We start from the raw sequence: 18,406 nt of genomic DNA, 5'->3' as shown, positions 1-18,406 counted from the left end.
AGCACGCCATGAGCTATTTCAAATACCATGTATTCTTCTGCCAGAACCAGCGTGGCCCGGGGGAGTCCTGTTGCAACAATCATGGCGCTACGGAAATGCAAACCTACGCCAAGGATCGGATCAAGACCCTGAAACTTAACGGGCCGGGCAAGGTGCGGATCAACAAGGCTGGCTGCCTTGATCGCTGCAACAAAGGTCCGGTACTGGTGATTTACCCGGAAGCCGTGTGGTACCAGTATGTGGACAAGGAAGACATCGACGAAATCATCGATGAACATCTCGTCAACGGTCGTATCGTGGAGCGATTGAAACTATGACCCACGCCCGCAAAGCCCCTTCCTTTGAACTGATCAATATTGCCGGGCCTGCCGGACTGATCGAATGCCTGCGCCTGGAAGCCGCTACCGATTATCCGCACGGCATTGCACTGATCGCACACCCCAACCCCCTCGAAGGCGGCACCTTCACCAACAAGATCGTGCACACACTGGCCAAGACGCTGTCGCGGCTGGGCTATCTGTGTTACTGCCCCAACCTGCGCGGCGTCGGCAACTCCGCCGGCACACATGACTATGGCAGGGGTGAGGTGGATGACATGGAAGCCGTGCTGGCCTTTGCCAGGCAGGAAAACCCGTATGTGCACCGGCTGACGCTATCCGGATTCTCGTTTGGTACCTATGTGCAATCGCAGTTGCGTGGGCGTCTGGCTGAAGACGAGGTCCACGACATGATTCTGGTCGGGCCGGCCATTTCACGCTACGACTTTCCTGCGGTGCCGTCTGATACCTTGGTCATTCATGGCGAGGAAGATGAAGTCATTCCACTCTCGACCGTACTGGACTGGGCTCGTCCGCACCACCTGCCTGTGATCGTGGTACCGGGCACCGGCCACTTTTTTCACAGCCGGCTTACCAGGTTGGCCGAGATCGTTGCACGCAACATTCGCCCCTGAAATGTGAAAATGGCCTGAGAACCTGTTCTGAACGCAGAACATCTGCCACCGCATTCAGGCAAAGTATTTCCATGATTTGCCAGCACGCACAAGGTAGGTCATGCTGAACGTATGGTCATCCTGAGGGCATAACATGGATCCCAGCGCGAGCAACCAATGGACAACACTGTCCGCCGCCACCTTCAACATGCTGAATCTGGCATTGCCGGGGCGTGCGTTCTATACCAACCAGCTGCCCTACAGCCATAGTGAATACGAACGAAAAATCGAATGGATCGGGCAGCAACTGATACGCCTGAATGCCGACATCATCGCCTGCCAGGAAATCTGGGATGAAACAGCACTGCGCGCAACCGTTGCCAGCAGCCGCTTGCGCTACCAAACCATCATGGCTCCCGGAGCGGAAACCGGCGCCACGGGTACACCGCGTAACGGACTAATCACCCGGCTGCAACTGGAATCGCTCGAAACCCTATACGAGTTTCCATCGGGCATGTCGGTCCCGGTACCGGAGCTGGGTGATCATGGCCGGTTTGAGCGCCCCATCCTCAACGCACGCCTGCGCAATAAACAGGGCCAATTGCTGCATGTGCTTGTTGCGCATCTGAAATCCAAACGCCCAAAATTTTTACAGGATGAGGCAGGCAACCCGCTGGAAGATCGCGACGACCCGCGTATCAGCGTGCGTGCCAGCCTGCGATCCTTGGTGATGCGCGCGGCTGAAGCTGCGGCCTTGCGCAGCCTGGTTGTCGATCTGCTCAAGGATACGCACGAACCCCTGATCCTGATGGGCGACCTGAACGATGGGCCGCATGCGGTTACCACGCAAATGGTTGCCGCCACGGCCGAGGTCGCCTACAACCGCGAAGCCCGCGACACGGCGCTATTCAACGCCTACGAGATCCAGACCGGCGCCACGCTGCTGCGTGATGTGGCCTATAGCCATATCTACCAGGGCTATGCGGAAGTACTGGATCAGATTTTCGTTTCCGAGGAATTCATGCCGGATAGCCGGTTCTCGCTGGGAGATGTGCGCCGCGTGGATTATTTCAACGATCACCTCAATGAAGGCCGTGACCGCATTCGTTCCGACCATGGTTTTGTGCGCGCACTACTGCGTTTGCGCATGCCAATCCAGGCCGGCCAGGATAGACGCCACCATGGCTCCGACACCTCTCAATCCCAGCAGTGACACGCCCATGCCATCACCTACCCTGTTCAATTGGCTTACCCATCGCAGCAGCGGTGTGCTCATGCATCCGACCAGCCTGCCCGGCCCGCAGGGTTGCGGCGTGCTCGATGGTGCCATCGACGACTGGCTGAGCTTTCTGGCTGATGCCGGCATCCGCAACTGGCAGACCTGCCCGCTCGGGCCTACCGGTTTTGGCGATTCACCCTACCAATGCTTCTCGGTATTCGCCGGCAACCCCTACCTGATCGACCTTGAGCCGCTGCAGGCCGCCGGCCTGCTGCAGCCTGCCGATCTCTCCACCCTGAACAACCTGCCACAAGATCGCGTCGATTTTGGCCAGTTGTATCTGCACAAATGGCCGCTATTGTTCAAGGCGCATGCGGCCTGGAAAACAATGGCCAGCGGGCTGCCCTATGGCGATTTTGCGCAATTCCGGCAACAGCAGGCCCACTGGCTGGAGGCCTATGCGCTGTTCATGGCCATCAAGGATTGGCAGCAAGGCCGCCCATGGTGGGATTGGCCAGAGGGCTTACGTTTCCATGAGCGTGCAAAAAAGGCCAAGCTGCCGGAAAACTTGAAGCAACGGGCCGAGGCGTATGCTTTCTGCCAGTACCTGTTTTTTGGTCAGTGGCAGATCGTACGCCAGAAGGCGCGCAGTAAAGGCATCGAAATCATCGGCGATGCCCCGATCTTCGTGGCTGCGGACAGTGCGGATGTCTGGTCGCACCCGGAATTGTTCCAGCTCGACCAGCAAACAGGCCGGCCGGAATACGTGGCCGGCGTGCCGCCAGATTACTTTGCGGAAGATGGGCAGCTCTGGGGCAATCCGCTCTACCGCTGGGAAAATCACGCCAAGGATGATTTCGCCTGGTGGCTCTCGCGCCTGCACGGCAATTTTCAGCTCTGCGATATCCTGCGCATCGACCATTTCCGGGCGTTTGACACCTACTGGTCCATTCCGGCCGATGCGCCCACCGCGCAGACCGGTCAATGGCGCGAAGGTCCCGGACTGGCGTTCTTTGAGGCAGTGCTGCGCAGCATGCCCCAGGCCAGACTGATCGCGGAAGATCTGGGCGAGTTGCTACCGAGTGTGCACACCCTGCGCCATGCCAGCGGCTTGCCCGGCATGGCGATCCTGCAATTCGCGTTTGGTGGCGACGCCACCAATACCTACCTGCCGCACAACCTGCAGGCCAACTGCGTGCTCTACCCCGGCACACACGACAACGATACCTCGCAGGGTTGGTATCAGAGCGCGCCGGAAAGCGTGCGCGACCATGTGCGCCGCTACCTGCGCATACAGGGAGACGAGATCGGCTGGGATTTCGTGCGCACTGCTTATGAATCCGTATGCAATCTGGCCATTTTGCCGTTGCAGGATTTGCTCAGCCTGGATTCCAGCGCCCGCTTCAATACGCCCGGCCAGCCTGCGGGCAACTGGCAATGGCGTTTCAAGGCGGATCAACTTGCGGACCTGCACCGCAGCAGCGCAGATTACCTGCATGCACTGGGAGCGCTGTATGGGCGGCTACCTGAAGCGAACGACGCGGTATAATCGTTCCTTTTGGCCGCATCACGCCGATGAACTCACAGATTGATGATGCCCTGGCTCTGCTGCGGGCCGGGGAACTGGTCGCCATCCCGACCGAAACCGTTTACGGACTCGCCGCCGATGCTGCCAACCCGCAGGCAGTAGCAAAGATTTTTACTGCCAAGGGCCGTCCGAACGACCATCCGGTGATCGTGCACATCGCCGGCGCCGCGCAGATCGACGACTGGGCCATCGAGGTGCCTGAAGCTGCGCGCAAACTGGCCACCGCATTCTGGCCCGGCCCGCTCACCCTGATCCTCAAGCGCCAGCCACATGTCACCGATGCTGTCACCGGCGGTCAGAACACCGTGGGCCTGCGTGCACCGGCGCATCCGCTCACGCATGAGTTGCTGCTGCGTTTTGGCGGTGGTCTGGCGGCCCCCTCGGCCAACAAGTTCGGCCATGTCAGCCCAACCACGGCTGAGCATGTCCGCCACGAATTCGGGGTGGAGGTGCCGCTGGTTCTTGACGGCGGGGCCTGCACGATTGGAGTTGAATCGACCATCGTCAGTCTGGTCGGAGAAAAACCGCTGCTGTTGCGCCCTGGCGGTATCGCGCGCGAAGCAATCGAAGCCTTGCTCGGCCAACCACTGGAACATCACCAACAAGCAGCTACCGCGAAAATCCGCGCATCGGGACTGCTCGATTCGCACTACGCTCCGCGCACGCGCCTGGTCACCGGCAAGCTGCCGCAACTGGCGCTGCAGGTACAACAACAGCCGGGGCAACGGCTGGCGCTGATTTTATGTGGCGGCCATCGTGCGCCCTTTGCTGTCAGCCACAGTGAAAACATCGCTGCCGATCCCGCTGTCTACGCGCGCGAACTGTATGCCACGCTACGCCGACTGGATCGACAAGGCTTTGATCTGCTTCTGCTGGAAACACCTCCCGCCACACCAGAATGGCTGGCGGTGAATGACCGCCTGATGCGGGCGGCGCACCAGAAGCTGGTCTAAGCTTGATTCACGCATCATTTCATCAGATTGCCATATGAAATAACGGGTTCTCGGTTAATATACGCGCCTTGTTTTTTACCCCCGCCTTGCGGACCCTGCCTGAAGGATTGCAGCCATGCGCTTTTCTTTTCCCATAGTCATCATTGACGAAGATTACCGCTCGGAAAATACCAGCGGTTCCGGTATCCGCGCCCTGGCCGCTGCCATCCAGCAAGAAGGCATGGATGTTGTGGGGTTCACCAGCTACGGCGATCTGACCTCGTTTGCCCAGCAGCAAAGTCGCGCTGCCGGTTTCATTCTGTCGATCGACGATGAAGAATTCGAAATCGATGGCGCATTGGTACTCGACAGCCTGCGGCATTTCGTGGGTGAAATCCGCCGCCGCAATCCGGATATTCCGATCTACCTGTATGGTGAAACCCGCACCGCGCGCCATATTTCCAACGACGTGCTGCGCGAACTGCATGGTTTCATCCACATGCATGAAGACACGCCGGAATTCGTGGCTCGCCACATCATTCGCGAAGCCAAATCGTATCTCGATACTTTGGCACCACCGTTCTTCCGCGCGCTGGTGCACTATGCGCAGGATGGTTCGTACTCCTGGCACTGCCCGGGTCACTCGGGCGGCGTGGCATTCCTGAAATCGCCGGTTGGGCAAATGTTCCACCAGTTCTTTGGCGAGAACATGCTGCGTGCCGACGTTTGCAATGCCGTGGAAGAACTCGGCCAATTGCTTGATCATACCGGCCCGGTCGCTGCGTCCGAACGCAATGCCGCACGCATCTTCAATTGCGATCATCTGTTCTTCGTCACCAACGGCACCTCGACCTCGAACAAGATCGTCTGGCACTCTACCGTAGGACCGGGCGATATCGTGCTGGTCGACCGTAACTGCCACAAGTCGGTGCTGCACTCGATCATCATGACCGGCGCGGTACCGGTATTCCTGATGCCGACGCGCAACCACTACGGCATCATCGGCCCGATCCCGCGCAGCGAATTCGAGCCTGAAACCATCCGCCGCAAGATCGAGGCCAATCCGTTCGCACGCGAATCGCTGGCCAAACGCCCGCATATCAAGCCGCGCGTGTTGACCATTACCCAATCGACCTACGACGGCATCATCTACAACGTCGAGGAGATCAAGGGTCTGCTTGATGGCGTGGTCGACACGCTGCACTTCGACGAAGCCTGGCTACCGCATGCCAATTTCAACGACTTCTACAGCGGCATGCATGCCATCGGCCAGAACCGTCCGCGCTGCAAGGAATCCATGGTGTTCGCCACCCAGTCCACGCACAAGCTGCTGGCTGGTTTGTCGCAGGCGTCACAAATTCTGGTACAGGACCCTGAAAACCGCCAACTGGATCGCGACATCTTCAACGAATCGTTCCTGATGCACACCTCGACCAGTCCGCAGTACGCGATCATTGCATCGTGCGATGTGGCCGCCGCGATGATGGAGCCCCCCGGAGGCACCGCGCTGGTAGAAGAATCCATTCTGGAAGCACTCGATTTCCGCCGCGCCATGCGCAAGGTGGACGATGAATACGGTGACTCCTGGTGGTTCAAGGTCTGGGGACCAGACAATCTGGCCGAAGAAGGCATGGGCAGCCGCGAAGACTGGGTACTCAAGAGCAACGACACCTGGCATGGTTTCGGACCAATCGCCGATGGTTTCAACATGCTTGACCCGATCAAGGCCACCATCATCACGCCCGGACTGAATGTGGATGGTGCATTTTCAGACTCAGGCATCCCTGCCGCCATCGTCACCAAGTACCTGGCCGAACACGGTATCGTCGTGGAAAAAACCGGCCTGTACTCCTTCTTCATCATGTTCACGATCGGCATCACCAAGGGCCGCTGGAATACGATGCTGACCGAGTTGCAGCAATTCAAGGATGCCTACGACGCCAATTCGCCGCTGTGGCGCGTAATGCCGGAATTCGCCGCCAAGCATCCGCAGTACGAACGCATTGGCTTGCGCGACCTGAGCAATCTGGTTCATGGTTTTTACCGCCAGTTCAATGTGGCGCGCCTGACCACCGAGATGTATCTATCCGACATGCAACCGGCCATGAAACCGGCCAAGGCATTCTCGATGATGGCACACCGCGAAATCGATCGCGTACCGATCGACGAACTGGAAGGCCGTGTCACCGCTGTGCTGCTGACGCCGTACCCGCCAGGTATCCCGCTGCTGATTCCGGGCGAAGTCTTTAACAAGACCATCGTTGATTATCTGAAGTTCGCGCGCGAATTCAACAAGGTTTGCCCGGGCTTTGAAGCTGACATACACGGCCTGGTCAAGGAAGTATCCAACGGCGAGATTCGCTATTACGTCGATTGCGTTCGGTGTTGAGCACACGGATTAATTCCGCCAAACGACAAGGCCCGGCATAATGCCGGGCCTTGTCGTTTTAAAACCCTTCAAGCAAAAATGAGATAGGCCACACCAACAAGCAATACGGCAAATACCAGCATCCACAAGGTATTTCCTGTCATGCCTGGCAGGTGCCGTCCTGCCATGGATCTACCCGATTCGGAGCTTAGATTTTCTCTGCGCAATTTTTTGTCCAGCACCTCCAGTTGCGAGGGCGATTCGCGAAAGGAGTCCATGACCTCTCGTACCTTGCCCTCGACACATCCCTGCATCTCATCCATCTGCCGCATGCGTGCAGCATCCTTTTTGCGATAGTGCACCAAAGGCATGGTGTCGGTAACCGGTGTTTCCTGTTTTTTATCACGCATAAATTGCCCATACCCGATCATCACCAGCAGAAGTCAAACTGCCCCTCCTTGTTATATATAACCCACTAATCAACAAGGAAAAACCCGCCAGCGGCGGGTTTTTTTGGTTTGCTTACCCTCAGTGCTGGAAAGGGTGTCGCAATACGATGGTTTCTTCCCGATCCGGGCCTGTAGAAATCATGTCGACCGGCGCGCCGCAAACCTCTTCCAGACGCTTCAGATAGGCTTGTGCGTTGGCAGGCAATTCCTCATAACGCTTGATGCCGAAGGTTGATTCGCTCCAACCTGGCATTTCTTCCCAGATCGGCTCGCACAGGGCCACTTCCTCGGCACCGGAAGGCAAAAGATCAAGTACCTCGCCGCGAACCTTGTAACCCACGCACAGCCGTACAGTTTCCAGACCATCCATCACATCCAGCTTGGTGATGCACAGGCCGGATACGCCATTGATCTGGATCGAACGTTTCAGGGCTGCCGCATCAAACCAGCCGCAACGGCGGGCACGACCAGTCGTAGCGCCGAATTCATTACCGCGTTTGGCCAGACGAGCGCCCACGTCATCGAACAGCTCGGTCGGGAATGGACCGGAACCCACACGCGTGGTATAGGCCTTGGTGATCCCCAGTACATAATGCAGCATTTGCGGAGCCACACCGGCACCAGGAGCAGCGGCACCAGCCACGCAGTTGGAAGAGGTCACGAACGGATAGGTACCGTGATCAATATCCAGCAAGGCACCTTGCGCGCCTTCGAACAGCAGGTTTTTGCCTTCCTTGTCCAGCAAGGTCAGGTCACGCGAGACATCGGCCAGCATCGGCGCAATACGCTCGGCCAGCGCCAGTGTTTCATCATGCACTTGCTGATAATCCACTGTTTCGGCATTGAAGTAATTCTTCAGCACAAAATTATAATAATCGAGGTTTTCCAGCAGCTTGGCTGCAAAACGGTCACGATGGAACAAGTCCTGCAGACGGATCGAACGGCGAGCCACCTTGTCTTCATAGGCTGGGCCGATACCGCGACCGGTCGTGCCGATCTTCTTGTCACCCTTGGCCGCTTCGCGGGCGATATCCAGCGCACTGTGATATGGCAGAATCAGCGGACATTCGCCAGAAATCTTCAGTCGGCTGGCAACATTGATGCCTGCGGCCTCCAGCTCATCCACTTCCTTGAGCAGGGCCTGCGGGGAAAGCACCACGCCATTGCCGATGTAGCAGATCACGCCATCACGCAGAATGCCGGACGGGATCAAGTGCAATACCGTCTTCTTGCCGGCTACGACCAAGGTATGGCCAGCATTGTGCCCGCCCTGGAAACGTACTACGCCATGCGAGTGATCGGTCAACCAGTCAACGATTTTACCCTTGCCTTCATCGCCCCACTGGGTGCCGATAACCACTACGTTTCTGCTCATGGAAAACCTCTAATCAATAATTCAAAACGTGACAAGGCCCACCGCCGTAACGGTGGGCCGGAAAACACTCAGGCCAATGTTACCACTTGCCAGTCATTGCCGACCTTGACCAATTGTCGGTCACAACCGGATTCCTCTCTAGGCATGCCCAGATCAACTGCAACAATCTCGCCCTGCTTGCGCAATTCACGCACCTTGACCAAGAGAGCGGCATCCTCCAGCCCGGGCGCCAGAATGCCAAGTCGACGCTCTGGATAAGGCAAATGACTCAACTCGCGCAAATCCAGGCTGAAACCGGTGGCCGGACGTGAACGCCCGAATTTTTCACCTACGCTGTCATAGCGGCCACCGCGCGCCACCGCGTTGGCAAATCCAGTTGCGTAGACAGCAAATACCAGGCCGGTGTGATAGTAGCTACTACGCAGCTCAGCCAGATCATAACGGGTACGAATACCACGCACGGCAAGTGCAGCATCCAGCGCTTCCAGCAAATCCAGTGCTTGCATCACCGCCGGGATGGCTGGCAATGCTGTCCGTGCCAAGGCAAGCACATCCTTGCCGCCATAGCAATTGGGCAATGCCAGAAACGCCGTCTGCAATTCTGCCGGCAAACCTGAAGTCGCTGCTTTGAGCGATGGCAAGTCTTTCTGCTGCAATGCAATAAAAACCTCTTCGCGCAGCCTGTCATCCATATCGGCGGCATCGGCCAAGGCATGGAACAGCCCAATATGGCCGATTTCCAGCCTGACTTCCGTCAGACCTGCCAAAGCCAGACTTTCCAGCATCAACTCAATGACTTCCACGTCTGCTGCCAATGATGCACAGCCATAGATTTCGGCACCGATCTGGCGTGGCTCTCGACTTGAAAGCAGGCCATCCGGGCGGGTGTTTACCACCGACCCCGCATAGCACAAGCGTGCCACACCGGTACGATTGAGGATTTGTGCATCGATACGCGCCACCTGCGGCGTAATATCGGCACGCAGCCCCATTTGTCGTCCGGTCAGCTCATCCACCAGTTTGAATGTTTTAAGGTCAAGCGCCTTGTCTTCCTGGGTAAACAGGGATTCGATATATTCGACCAATGGTGGAATCACCTGCTCATAGCCGTAACGCGCAAACAGATCAAGCATGTTGCGCCGCAAGACTTCAAGTTGCCTGGCCTCGCTGGGCAGCACGTCGGAAATATTTTCGGGGAGTATCCAGTTTCGCATCGTTTCACACAAAGCCCCGCTTTGGGCGGGGCCTTTTATTCAAGTTTCAGGTACGGGCAAACACTGCCAGCAGCATGCCACCCATCAAGGTACAAAAGCCAATCAACCGGATTTGCCGATCACTCATCTCAGAGAGGCGGCGCATCGTTGATTTCCATGCCACCGGTGCGGTAAAGGGCAGAACGCCCTCAAACACCAGCATCAATGCTAGTCCCAACAGCAGGCTTTCGCTCATTTGGAACCATTGCCAGCCGCACGCGGGTTCTTCATGTACTTGAAGAAATCCGAACTAGGGTCAATCACCAGCACATCGCCCTTCTTGGCAAAGCTCTGCTTGTACGCATCAAGACTCTTGTAGAAGGTATAAAACTCTGGGCTGCGTCCATAGGCATCGGCATAGGTCGACGCAGCCTTGGCATCGCCTTCACCCTTCATCTGTTGCGCCTTGCTGTATGCCTCAGCCAGAATCACTTCGCGCTGGCGATCCGCATCGGCCTTGATCTGCTCGGCCTCAGCCGAACCCTCTGCACGTTGCTGGCTCGCTACCGCCTTGCGCTCGGACTGCATACGCTCGTACACCGAGTTCAGGGTACTGTCTTCCAGTTCAACACGTTTGAGGCGGACATCGATCACACGCAGGCCGATCCGCGCTGCGTCAGCGTCAGCCACCTTGCGCACGTAATCCATGACTTCATCGCGCTTGCCGGAAATCACGTCCTGTACCGTGCGCTTGCCAAACTCATCGCGCAGCATGTTGTTGACCGTATTACGCAAGCGATCCACCGCCTTGCGTGGGTCATTCCCTACTGCCTTGTAGTATTTGTCTACATCGGTAATCTGGAACTTCACATAGCTGTCCGCTTTGACGTTCATCTTTTCGATGGTCTGAATACGGGCCGGAGCATCTCCATCAATCGTCTGGATACGCTTGTCGAAATAACGCACTTCCTGCAGCAGCGGTATCTTGAAATGGAAACCCGGAGTCTTGATCAGCCTCACAGCTTCGGAAAACTGGAACACGATTGCGTACTGCCGCTGGTCCACCGTAAAGAAGGACAGCGAAAATCCGAACAGCACCAGCAGAATCAGGGCAAGGGTTGGCAAAATCTTGTTCATCTCGTACCTCCTTAACGACCATCGCGCGCAGCAGTGCGGCCGGTACGGGTTGTCATGGGCAACTCGGGCTGTGCCTGTGGCACGGCCGCTGGCGGCGTTTCAGCCTGACTTGTAACCGCAGCAGTGCTTTGAAGCAGCTTGTCAAACGGGAGGTAGAGCAAATTGTTGCCTGACTTCTGGTCCACCAGAACCTTGGTGGTATTCTGGAAAACCTGCTGCATGGTATCCAGATACATGCGGTCACGCGTAACCTGCGGTGCCTTGGCATATTCCGTATAAACCTGACGGAATCGTGCGGCATCACCTTCAGCCTGCGAAATCACGCGCTGGCGATAACCTTCAGCCTCCTGCAACAGTCGTGCTGCCGTACCACTGGCCTTGGGGATCACGTCATTGGCATAGGCGCGCCCTTCGTTGATCAAGCGGGCACGATCCTGGCGTGCTTTCACCGCATCGGCAAAAGCTGCCTGTACTTGCTCGGGTGGTTGCACGTCCGAAATATTGACGCGGGAGATCACAACCCCCAATCCGTAACGATCAAGCAGATCCTGGATCAGGTCTCGCGTATCTTCGGCCACACGGCCACGACCTTCATTCAGGACGTAATCAACCTTGTTGCGGCCGACCACTTCACGAATTGCAGTTTCTGCCGCCTGTTTCACGATATCGCGGCCATCACGATCCATGGAACGGTTATTGAAGGAAAAGTCATAGGCTGATTTGAAGTTGTACTGAACTTCCAGCTGCACCTCGATGATGTTCTGGTCACCGGTGAGCATGCGCGATTCATCCGGCGTATCTGCCGCACCAATCCGCCCCCCGACTTCCAGACTGCGAATTTCGGTGACATTGACGATTTCATGATGCTCGATTGGCCAGGGCAGGCGCCAATGCAGACCGGAATTTTCCACAGTCTGGGTGTAGCGGCCAAAACGGGTAATCACAGCATCTTCGCGCTCGTCGACCACGAAAAAGCCGGAGGCGCTCCATAGCACTACTAGCGCGGCAATGATGACCGCCGCACCGGCTGGTGCAAATTTTGGCGCCTTGGCCGAAAAACTCGGACGGTCACCACCATTTTGCGGTTCAGGATTACCTCCGCCAAAAAACCGGCTGAAGCGTGAGGTCAAATTACGAACAATCTGATCAAGGTCCGGAGGGCCGTCGTTATTGCGACCACCGCCCCACTGTGGGTCATTCTGACTCATTCTCTATCCTCGTGTTCCCCGAATTGGGCATCGCTTCGACCAGCGCTGCCCGTAAAAGATTCATGCCCTCTGCCTTTATAGCACTGACTTTCACCGCGCAAATTCTACCATACTCATCCCGCTCGACTTCCGGCACGCCATCCTTGAGGTCAATCTTGTTCCATACCAGCAACTGCGGGATGCGATCAGCACCGATTTCCGCCAGCACCTTGTTGACTTCCTCGATCTGCATTTCACGCAAGGGGTGGTTGATATCCACCACATGCAGCAACAAATCCGCCTCAATGGTCTCTTCCAGTGTGGCACGAAATGCTGCAACCAGTGTATGTGGCAACTGGCGAATAAAGCCGACAGTATCCGACAGTATCAGCGAATGCTCCTGATCCAGAAACAGTTTGCGTGATGTGGTATCCAGCGTGGCAAACAACTGGTCCGCAGCATAGGCATTGCCCTTGGTCAGGGTGTTGAACAAGGTCGATTTTCCGGCATTGGTATAGCCAACAATGGAAACCGTGAACTCATTGCGTCGCACCCGCGCGCGGCGCTGGGTGGCGCGCTGTTTTTGCACGGTAATCAGCTGATCTTTCAGACGCTTGACCCGAATACCGATCAGGCGGCGGTCGGTTTCCAGCTGGGTTTCACCTGGCCCGCGCAGGCCAATGCCGCCCTTCTGGCGTTCAAGGTGGGTCCAGCCGCGGATCAGGCGCGTCGAAATGTGTGAAAGCTGCGCCAGCTCGACTTGCAGTTTCCCCTCGGCAGTCCGTGCACGCTGGGCAAAAATATCCAGGATCAGCGTGGTGCGATCGAGTACGCGACATTGCACCACTTTTTCCAGATTGCGCTCCTGAGCGGGCGAGAGCTGGTGGTTGAAAATCACCAACTCGGCTCCGGTGGCACGCACCGCTTCCGCAATTTCCTGTGCCTTGCCCGAACCGGAGAAATAGGCGGGGTCCGGACGCTGGCGCCTGCCCTGAACCATGGCCAAAGGCGTCACACCAGCGCTTTCCACCAGCTGGATAAATTCTTCGGTCGCATCCTGAAAATCGGGTTCGCCAAAATTCAGGCAAACCAGCACAGCGGAATCTCCGCCCTTATGGCGTTCAAACATGGGATCTCAAATCCGGGACAGAACGGTCAGGCCACACAAGACAAAACCCCGGAAGGGCCAACCCTCCGGGGTTTTTTGCCTGCAATCTATGCTCAAGACTCAGCAGCAGCCTGTGGCGATTCATGCGGAATCGACACAGGGCGAGACGGCACGATCGTCGAGATAGCGTGCTTGTAAACCATTTGCGTCACGACATTGCGCAACAAGACCACATATTGGTCAAACGATTCGATCTGGCCTTGCAGCTTGATGCCGTTGACCAGGTAAATCGATACTTGAACATGTTCTTTACGCAAGACATTTAAAAACGGATCTTGCAGCATTTGCCCCTTGGCACTCATTTTTTTCTCCTGTTTTGCTGTTATTTGCGGATTATTGCCTGGGTAACCTGACTGTCATGGTACATCAAAGCGCAAACGATAGACAGCCCACACACATTATGCACATTGCCTTCTATTTTCGACGGCCAGGATGAACCCGCTTTGCTTTTTCCTTTTCCGCCTTGGCTTCAAATGGGTTTTCGCTCTGTTTGTACTGAACGCGCAACGGCGTTCCCTGCAGCTTGAACAGTTTCATGAAGGAATGTTCAAGATAACGCCAATAGGATGCTGGTACCTGCTCAAGCGAATTGCCATGCACCACCACCACCGGCGGATTGGAACCGCCCTGGTGGGCATAACGCATCTTCGGGCGAATCCGGCCGGAAAGCGGAGGCTGCTGGCGTTCCAGCGCCAGTTGCAACGCACGGGTCAGCTTCGGCGTCGGAATCTTGATCATGGCAGCCGCGTAGGCTTGATCAATTGACGCGAACAGGTCACCGACACCCTTGCCCTGCAAGGCCGAGATATAGTGGAACTTGGCAAAATCCAGAAACGCCAGCTTGCGTGCGATCTCGCGCTTGATTCGGTCCTTTTGCTCCTGTTCGGCCACTTCCCATTTGTTGACAGCAACCACCAGCGCACGCCCGGTTTCCAGTACAAAGGCAGCCATCTTGGCATCCTGATCCGAGACATCCTGCGTGGCATCCAGCACCAGCACCGCCACGTTGGCATCCTCAATCGCCTGCATGGTCTTGATCACCGAGAATTTCTCGATGGCATCGGTGACTTTGCCGCGCCGACGCACACCGGCAGTATCGATAATGGTGTAATTGCGGTTATTGCGCTCGAAATCGATATGGATGGAATCACGGGTTGTACCCGGGGCATCAAAGGCAATGACGCGCTCTTCACCCAGAATCGCATTCACCAGCGTCGACTTGCCCACATTGGGACGACCAACGATGGCAAACTTCGGGTGATCCGGCTCTTCTTCCTCATCCTCTTTAGGAAAATTCGACAACGTCTCGTTGATCAGGCTGCGCACACCTTCGCCATGCGAAGCCGAGATCGCCACAGGATCACCCAGACCCAACTCGAAAAATTCAGCCGCAACAATATCCTCACGCAAACCTTCGGCCTTGTTCACGGCAACGCGCACCGGGCATGTCAGCTGACGCAGGCGATTGGCAATGATCTTGTCTTGCGGGGTGATACCTGCACGCGCATCGACGATGAAGATCACGGCATCGGCTTCATCCACGGCTTGCAGTGTCTGCCGAGCCATCTCGAACATGATGCCCTCATCGACCACAGGCTCGAACCCGCCAGTATCGACGACGAGATATGGCCGGTCACCGACCTTGCCGTGCCCGTAATGGCGATCCCGTGTCAATCCGGGCAGATCCGCAACCAGGGCGTCACGCGTCTTGGTCAAACGGTTGAAAAGCGTCGATTTGCCTACATTCGGCCGCCCGACGAGAGCGATGGTGGGTTTCATCTAGTTTCCTTGCTTGCGAGCCAGTAAATACAGGCCGCCTTTCTGAGTCTGCACCAGCCAGCGCGTTCCTGCCTTTTTCGGCGCAATAGCAATCGCGCCGCCATCGGTAGGTTGCTGCGCAACAAAACTGCCATCCTCGGTATCAATAAAATGGAGATAACCCTGATAGTCGCCAACTACCAGATTGCGTCCGTCCACGGCTATGCCACCCAAATTGCGGGAAGCCAGCTTATCCTGGCGCCACAGGTTGCGGCCGGAACTGCGCTCGTAGGCCATCACATTGCTTTTGTCATCAACGACATAGACTGCCTTGGCATCCATTGTCAGACCCGACCAGCTGGATACGTCACGCGACCAGAGCAAGCCGCCACTTTTCGCGTTGAAACAGGCCAGTCGTCCCTGATAAGCCGCCGCACAAACCTGCCCACCCTCGACCACCGGAGTGGAAACGATATCGGCAATTCGCTCCAGCTCGGATACGCCACGAGGTTGGGCCACCTGCGCCTCCCATAGCACGCGACCTTCCTTGAGGGTCAAGGCCGCAAGCCGGCCTCCGGCCTGACCGTAGTACACCACGTCGCCATCAACGGCAGGCGCTGCGAAATTGCGCAACAACAATGCCGGCTGCTGGCGGGAGTACACCCACTTCACCGTACCGTCGGTTACCGCATAGCCGGTCAATCGGCCATCTGTACCGCGTACCAGTACCGTTGAATCAGTGACTACGGGCGGCGCAGCCACCGCGCTGCCGGAGCGTGCCGACCAGCGCAGCTTGGCATCTCGCCCGTAAGCCAGAATCTCGCCTTCCAGCGTACCGACCACGACCAGATCGCGGCCTAAGCCAACGCCACCCGCCGCAGGATTGGGAAGGGTCAGCTGCCAGCGCTCCTTGCCACTTTCAGCATCCAGCAGCACCAGACGCTTATCTGCACTAATGGCAGCAATCGCATCACCTTGCAATGCCGGTTGCAATCTGGCACCGGTCGCTGCGCCCAGCGACTGACGCCAGACATCCTGCAGTTGCAACTTGGCTTGTACCGCGGGCAATGGTCCAGGTTTTGGGGCATTGCTGGTTGAGCCACACCCAGCCAGCAGGGCAACACACGAGGCAAGAATCAGCGAGCGGCAGACATTCATATCAATGATTTCCCAGAGCTTCGAGCTTGACTTCAACAAACTTGTAGTTCGCGGCATCTTTCGCCAGCTTGGCCAGTGCTTGCTTGTATGCATCTGCTGCGCCAGCCGCATCACCCTTGAGCGCCAGCACATCACCCCGTGTTTCAGCATAAAGCGCACCGAAACCCTGATCTTCGGCCGATTTGAGCTGGGCCAGCGCCTCGTCGAATTTCTTTTCATCCATCAGGACATTGGCCAGACGGATGCGCGCCACATCACGTACACCAGCCTCGCGGCCATGTTCGATCACCCATTCCAGCTCAGCCCTGGCCGTGGCCAGATCCTTGGCAGAAAAAGCTGATTGCGCCGACATCAGCGCTGCACGCTCGGCATAAGCAGTACGCGAATAATCATTCTTTATTTCGGCAGCTATCGCCTTGACCTTGGATGCATCCTCTGCGGCAGCATCAAGCGTTGCATACAGGGCCGAGGCCTGTGTAGCCTGACGGTTCTCCCATGCATTCCAGCCCTTCCAGCCTGCATAGATGGCAATGGCGATACCCAGCCCCAATGCAATATGTCGACCGTAGTCATGCCAGAAAGCCTTGAGTTCGGCAATCTGTTCCTGCTCTTGCAAATCAAATGCCATTACGGCTTCTCCCTTTTGTACTTGTTCTCAACAAAGCGCCATCAACCATGGGGACGCAAATATGCCGCCAAAGCATCCAGTGACAATTCAACCTGTTCGCCCATTTTCTCGCCAGTCAGGCATTTTACGGATACCAGGCGTTTTTGCGCTTCGTCATCACCCAACACAATCGCATGGCGTGCACCGCTGGCATCGGCTTTCTTGAATTGCGACTTGAAACTGCCCCCACCACAATGCAGCACTACCTTGAACTGCTGCCGACGCAAATCATTCGCCACGGTGAAAGCCAGACGCGCAGCCAATTCGCCCTGATGCACCACATACACATCCGGCGTATTCGACTGCGGTTTGACACCACAGGCCTCCAGCAGCAGCAGGATACGCTCGATGCCGATGGCATACCCCACCCCCGGACACGGCTTGCCACCCAGTTGCTCGACCAGTCCGTCATAACGGCCACCGGCCGCCACCGTTGCCTGGGCACCCAACTTGTCGGTGGTCCATTCGAACACGGTACGGTTGTAATAGTCCAGCCCACGCACCATGCGTGGGTTCAGCTTGTACGCGATACCAGCATCATCGAGCAGGGCTCGCACGGCATCAAAATGCGCACGCGATTCCTCACCCAGAAAATCGATCAGCTTCGGTGCATTTTCGGCCATTTCCTGCATGGCAGGATTTTTCGTGTCAAGCACGCGCAACGGGTTGGTATACATGCGACGTTTGCCATCCTCATCCAGGATATCCTGATGTTTTTCCAGATAGGCAATCAGCTCTGCCCGGTGCGCGGCACGCTCGGCCGTGTCACCAAGCGTATTGAGTTCCAGCGTCATCCCGGTCAGACCCAGACGTTGCCACAGATCATCCAGCATCAGGATCATCTCTGCATCAATATCCGGCGTGGTAAAACCAAAAGCTTCCACGCCCAGTTGATGAAACTGGCGATAACGCCCTTTTTGCGGGCGCTCATGCCGGAACATCGGCCCGGTATACCACAGACGCTGTGTCTGGTTGTACAGCAAGCCATGCTCGATGCAGGCACGCACACAGCCAGCGGTTCCTTCCGGCCGCAATGTCAGCTTCTCGCCATTGAGGCTATCCTCGAACGAATACATCTCCTTTTCGACGATATCGGTGTGTTCGCCCACGCCCCGCACGAACAGCGGAGTTGCTTCAACGATCGGGGTCCGGATCTGCTTGTAACCATAAGCTGCGAGCCAATCGCGGCAGACCGCTTCAAAATGGAGCCACGCAGCAGATGCATCCGGCAGCACGTCGTTCATGCCGCGAATGCCTTGAATTGTTTGAGCCATGT

Annotated in this window: 18 protein-coding genes; 6 read left to right on the top strand and 12 right to left on the bottom strand. The window is 56.8% G+C overall.

Going from position 1 to position 18,406, the window contains the following annotated elements:
* Nucleotides 1–8: 8 nt before the first annotated feature.
* The 6 genes from AC0KVQ_RS10805 to AC0KVQ_RS10780 all read left to right on the top strand — a co-directional run bounded on the left by AC0KVQ_RS10805 (nucleotide 9) and on the right by AC0KVQ_RS10780 (nucleotide 7,059).
* Entirely contained in the window at nucleotides 9–317 is a 309-nt protein-coding gene (locus tag AC0KVQ_RS10805) for a (2Fe-2S) ferredoxin domain-containing protein (RefSeq protein WP_473421172.1), read from the top strand.
* Complete coding sequence (locus tag AC0KVQ_RS10800; protein WP_473421171.1) at nucleotides 314–952, top strand: alpha/beta hydrolase; 639 nt, start codon at nucleotides 314–316, stop codon at nucleotides 950–952. The genes AC0KVQ_RS10805 and AC0KVQ_RS10800 overlap by 4 nt, the downstream gene beginning before the upstream one ends.
* Nucleotides 953–1,085: 133 nt before the next feature.
* Complete coding sequence (locus tag AC0KVQ_RS10795) at nucleotides 1,086–2,144, top strand: endonuclease/exonuclease/phosphatase family protein (RefSeq protein ID WP_473421170.1); 1,059 nt, start codon at nucleotides 1,086–1,088, stop codon at nucleotides 2,142–2,144.
* A 7-nt stretch (nucleotides 2,145–2,151) separates the two neighbouring features.
* Nucleotides 2,152–3,699: a 4-alpha-glucanotransferase gene (gene malQ / locus AC0KVQ_RS10790; protein ID WP_473421169.1), complete on the top strand. Its 1,548-nt coding sequence runs from the start codon at nucleotides 2,152–2,154 to the stop codon at nucleotides 3,697–3,699.
* A gap of 26 nt (nucleotides 3,700–3,725) precedes the next feature.
* Complete coding sequence (locus tag AC0KVQ_RS10785; protein WP_473421168.1) at nucleotides 3,726–4,691, top strand: L-threonylcarbamoyladenylate synthase; 966 nt, start codon at nucleotides 3,726–3,728, stop codon at nucleotides 4,689–4,691.
* A gap of 115 nt (nucleotides 4,692–4,806) precedes the next feature.
* On the top strand, nucleotides 4,807–7,059 hold the full coding sequence (locus AC0KVQ_RS10780; RefSeq protein ID WP_473421167.1) for an Orn/Lys/Arg family decarboxylase: 2,253 nt from the start codon (nucleotides 4,807–4,809) through the stop codon (nucleotides 7,057–7,059).
* 68 nt (nucleotides 7,060–7,127) lie between these two features.
* Here AC0KVQ_RS10780 and AC0KVQ_RS10775 read toward each other — a convergent pair whose 3' ends face one another.
* From AC0KVQ_RS10775 to hisS, 12 genes are all read right to left on the bottom strand, one after another.
* Complete coding sequence (locus AC0KVQ_RS10775; protein ID WP_473421166.1) at nucleotides 7,128–7,472, bottom strand: hypothetical protein; 345 nt, start codon at nucleotides 7,470–7,472, stop codon at nucleotides 7,128–7,130.
* A gap of 94 nt (nucleotides 7,473–7,566) precedes the next feature.
* On the bottom strand, nucleotides 7,567–8,862 hold the full coding sequence (locus tag AC0KVQ_RS10770; protein ID WP_473421165.1) for an adenylosuccinate synthase: 1,296 nt from the start codon (nucleotides 8,860–8,862) through the stop codon (nucleotides 7,567–7,569).
* Between the two features lie 68 nt (nucleotides 8,863–8,930).
* Nucleotides 8,931–10,076: an ATP phosphoribosyltransferase regulatory subunit gene (locus AC0KVQ_RS10765; RefSeq protein WP_473421164.1), complete on the bottom strand. Its 1,146-nt coding sequence runs from the start codon at nucleotides 10,074–10,076 to the stop codon at nucleotides 8,931–8,933.
* 46 nt (nucleotides 10,077–10,122) lie between these two features.
* Nucleotides 10,123–10,311: a DUF2065 domain-containing protein gene (locus AC0KVQ_RS10760; protein WP_473421163.1), complete on the bottom strand. Its 189-nt coding sequence runs from the start codon at nucleotides 10,309–10,311 to the stop codon at nucleotides 10,123–10,125.
* Nucleotides 10,308–11,192, bottom strand: a complete 885-nt coding sequence (hflC, locus tag AC0KVQ_RS10755) for a protease modulator HflC (RefSeq protein ID WP_473421162.1) — start codon at nucleotides 11,190–11,192, stop codon at nucleotides 10,308–10,310. Before hflC ends, AC0KVQ_RS10760 begins: the two co-directional genes overlap by 4 nt.
* An 11-nt stretch (nucleotides 11,193–11,203) precedes the next feature.
* Nucleotides 11,204–12,400 (bottom strand): FtsH protease activity modulator HflK, encoded by a 1,197-nt coding sequence (gene hflK, locus AC0KVQ_RS10750; RefSeq protein WP_473421161.1) that lies wholly within the window; start codon nucleotides 12,398–12,400, stop codon nucleotides 11,204–11,206.
* Nucleotides 12,387–13,508: a ribosome rescue GTPase HflX gene (hflX, locus tag AC0KVQ_RS10745; protein WP_473421160.1), complete on the bottom strand. Its 1,122-nt coding sequence runs from the start codon at nucleotides 13,506–13,508 to the stop codon at nucleotides 12,387–12,389. Before hflX ends, hflK begins: the two co-directional genes overlap by 14 nt.
* A gap of 92 nt (nucleotides 13,509–13,600) precedes the next feature.
* Nucleotides 13,601–13,849, bottom strand: coding sequence for an RNA chaperone Hfq (gene hfq / locus AC0KVQ_RS10740; protein WP_473421159.1), 249 nt, complete (start codon nucleotides 13,847–13,849; stop codon nucleotides 13,601–13,603).
* Nucleotides 13,850–13,961: 112 nt separating this feature from the next.
* Nucleotides 13,962–15,326: a ribosome biogenesis GTPase Der gene (der, locus tag AC0KVQ_RS10735; RefSeq protein WP_473421158.1), complete on the bottom strand. Its 1,365-nt coding sequence runs from the start codon at nucleotides 15,324–15,326 to the stop codon at nucleotides 13,962–13,964.
* Nucleotides 15,327–16,463, bottom strand: a complete 1,137-nt coding sequence (bamB, locus tag AC0KVQ_RS10730) for an outer membrane protein assembly factor BamB (RefSeq protein WP_473421157.1) — start codon at nucleotides 16,461–16,463, stop codon at nucleotides 15,327–15,329.
* A 1-nt stretch (nucleotide 16,464) separates the two neighbouring features.
* Entirely contained in the window at nucleotides 16,465–17,091 is a 627-nt protein-coding gene (locus tag AC0KVQ_RS10725; RefSeq protein WP_473421156.1) for a YfgM family protein, read from the bottom strand.
* Nucleotides 17,092–17,132: 41 nt separating this feature from the next.
* Entirely contained in the window at nucleotides 17,133–18,404 is a 1,272-nt protein-coding gene (hisS, locus tag AC0KVQ_RS10720) for a histidine--tRNA ligase (RefSeq protein WP_473421155.1), read from the bottom strand.
* Nucleotides 18,405–18,406: the final 2 nt, after the last annotated feature.

The organism is Formivibrio sp. oc-25 (assembly GCF_055810895.1).
Note: the sequence above shows the minus strand (reverse complement) of the source record. Positions and strands in the feature narration are given on the sequence as shown.

Bases quoted from the DNA above. Each gene is read 5' to 3' on its own strand.
- der (WP_473421158.1), bottom strand. From the start codon at position 15,326: ATGAAACCCACCATCGCTCTCGTCGGGCGGCCGAATGTAGGCAAATCG.
- AC0KVQ_RS10785 (WP_473421168.1), top strand. From the start codon at position 3,726: ATGAACTCACAGATTGATGATGCCCTGGCTCTGCTGCGGGCCGGGGAA.
- bamB (WP_473421157.1), bottom strand. From the start codon at position 16,463: ATGAATGTCTGCCGCTCGCTGATTCTTGCCTCGTGTGTTGCCCTGCTG.
- hisS (WP_473421155.1), bottom strand. From the start codon at position 18,404: ATGGCTCAAACAATTCAAGGCATTCGCGGCATGAACGACGTGCTGCCG.
- AC0KVQ_RS10765 (WP_473421164.1), bottom strand. From the start codon at position 10,076: ATGCGAAACTGGATACTCCCCGAAAATATTTCCGACGTGCTGCCCAGC.
- hflK (WP_473421161.1), bottom strand. From the start codon at position 12,400: ATGAGTCAGAATGACCCACAGTGGGGCGGTGGTCGCAATAACGACGGC.
- AC0KVQ_RS10725 (WP_473421156.1), bottom strand. From the start codon at position 17,091: ATGGCATTTGATTTGCAAGAGCAGGAACAGATTGCCGAACTCAAGGCT.
- AC0KVQ_RS10805 (WP_473421172.1), top strand. From the start codon at position 9: ATGAGCTATTTCAAATACCATGTATTCTTCTGCCAGAACCAGCGTGGC.
- AC0KVQ_RS10780 (WP_473421167.1), top strand. From the start codon at position 4,807: ATGCGCTTTTCTTTTCCCATAGTCATCATTGACGAAGATTACCGCTCG.
- AC0KVQ_RS10760 (WP_473421163.1), bottom strand. From the start codon at position 10,311: ATGAGCGAAAGCCTGCTGTTGGGACTAGCATTGATGCTGGTGTTTGAG.
- malQ (WP_473421169.1), top strand. From the start codon at position 2,152: ATGCCATCACCTACCCTGTTCAATTGGCTTACCCATCGCAGCAGCGGT.
- hfq (WP_473421159.1), bottom strand. From the start codon at position 13,849: ATGAGTGCCAAGGGGCAAATGCTGCAAGATCCGTTTTTAAATGTCTTG.
- hflC (WP_473421162.1), bottom strand. From the start codon at position 11,192: ATGAACAAGATTTTGCCAACCCTTGCCCTGATTCTGCTGGTGCTGTTC.
- AC0KVQ_RS10795 (WP_473421170.1), top strand. From the start codon at position 1,086: ATGGATCCCAGCGCGAGCAACCAATGGACAACACTGTCCGCCGCCACC.
- AC0KVQ_RS10800 (WP_473421171.1), top strand. From the start codon at position 314: ATGACCCACGCCCGCAAAGCCCCTTCCTTTGAACTGATCAATATTGCC.
- AC0KVQ_RS10770 (WP_473421165.1), bottom strand. From the start codon at position 8,862: ATGAGCAGAAACGTAGTGGTTATCGGCACCCAGTGGGGCGATGAAGGC.
- hflX (WP_473421160.1), bottom strand. From the start codon at position 13,508: ATGTTTGAACGCCATAAGGGCGGAGATTCCGCTGTGCTGGTTTGCCTG.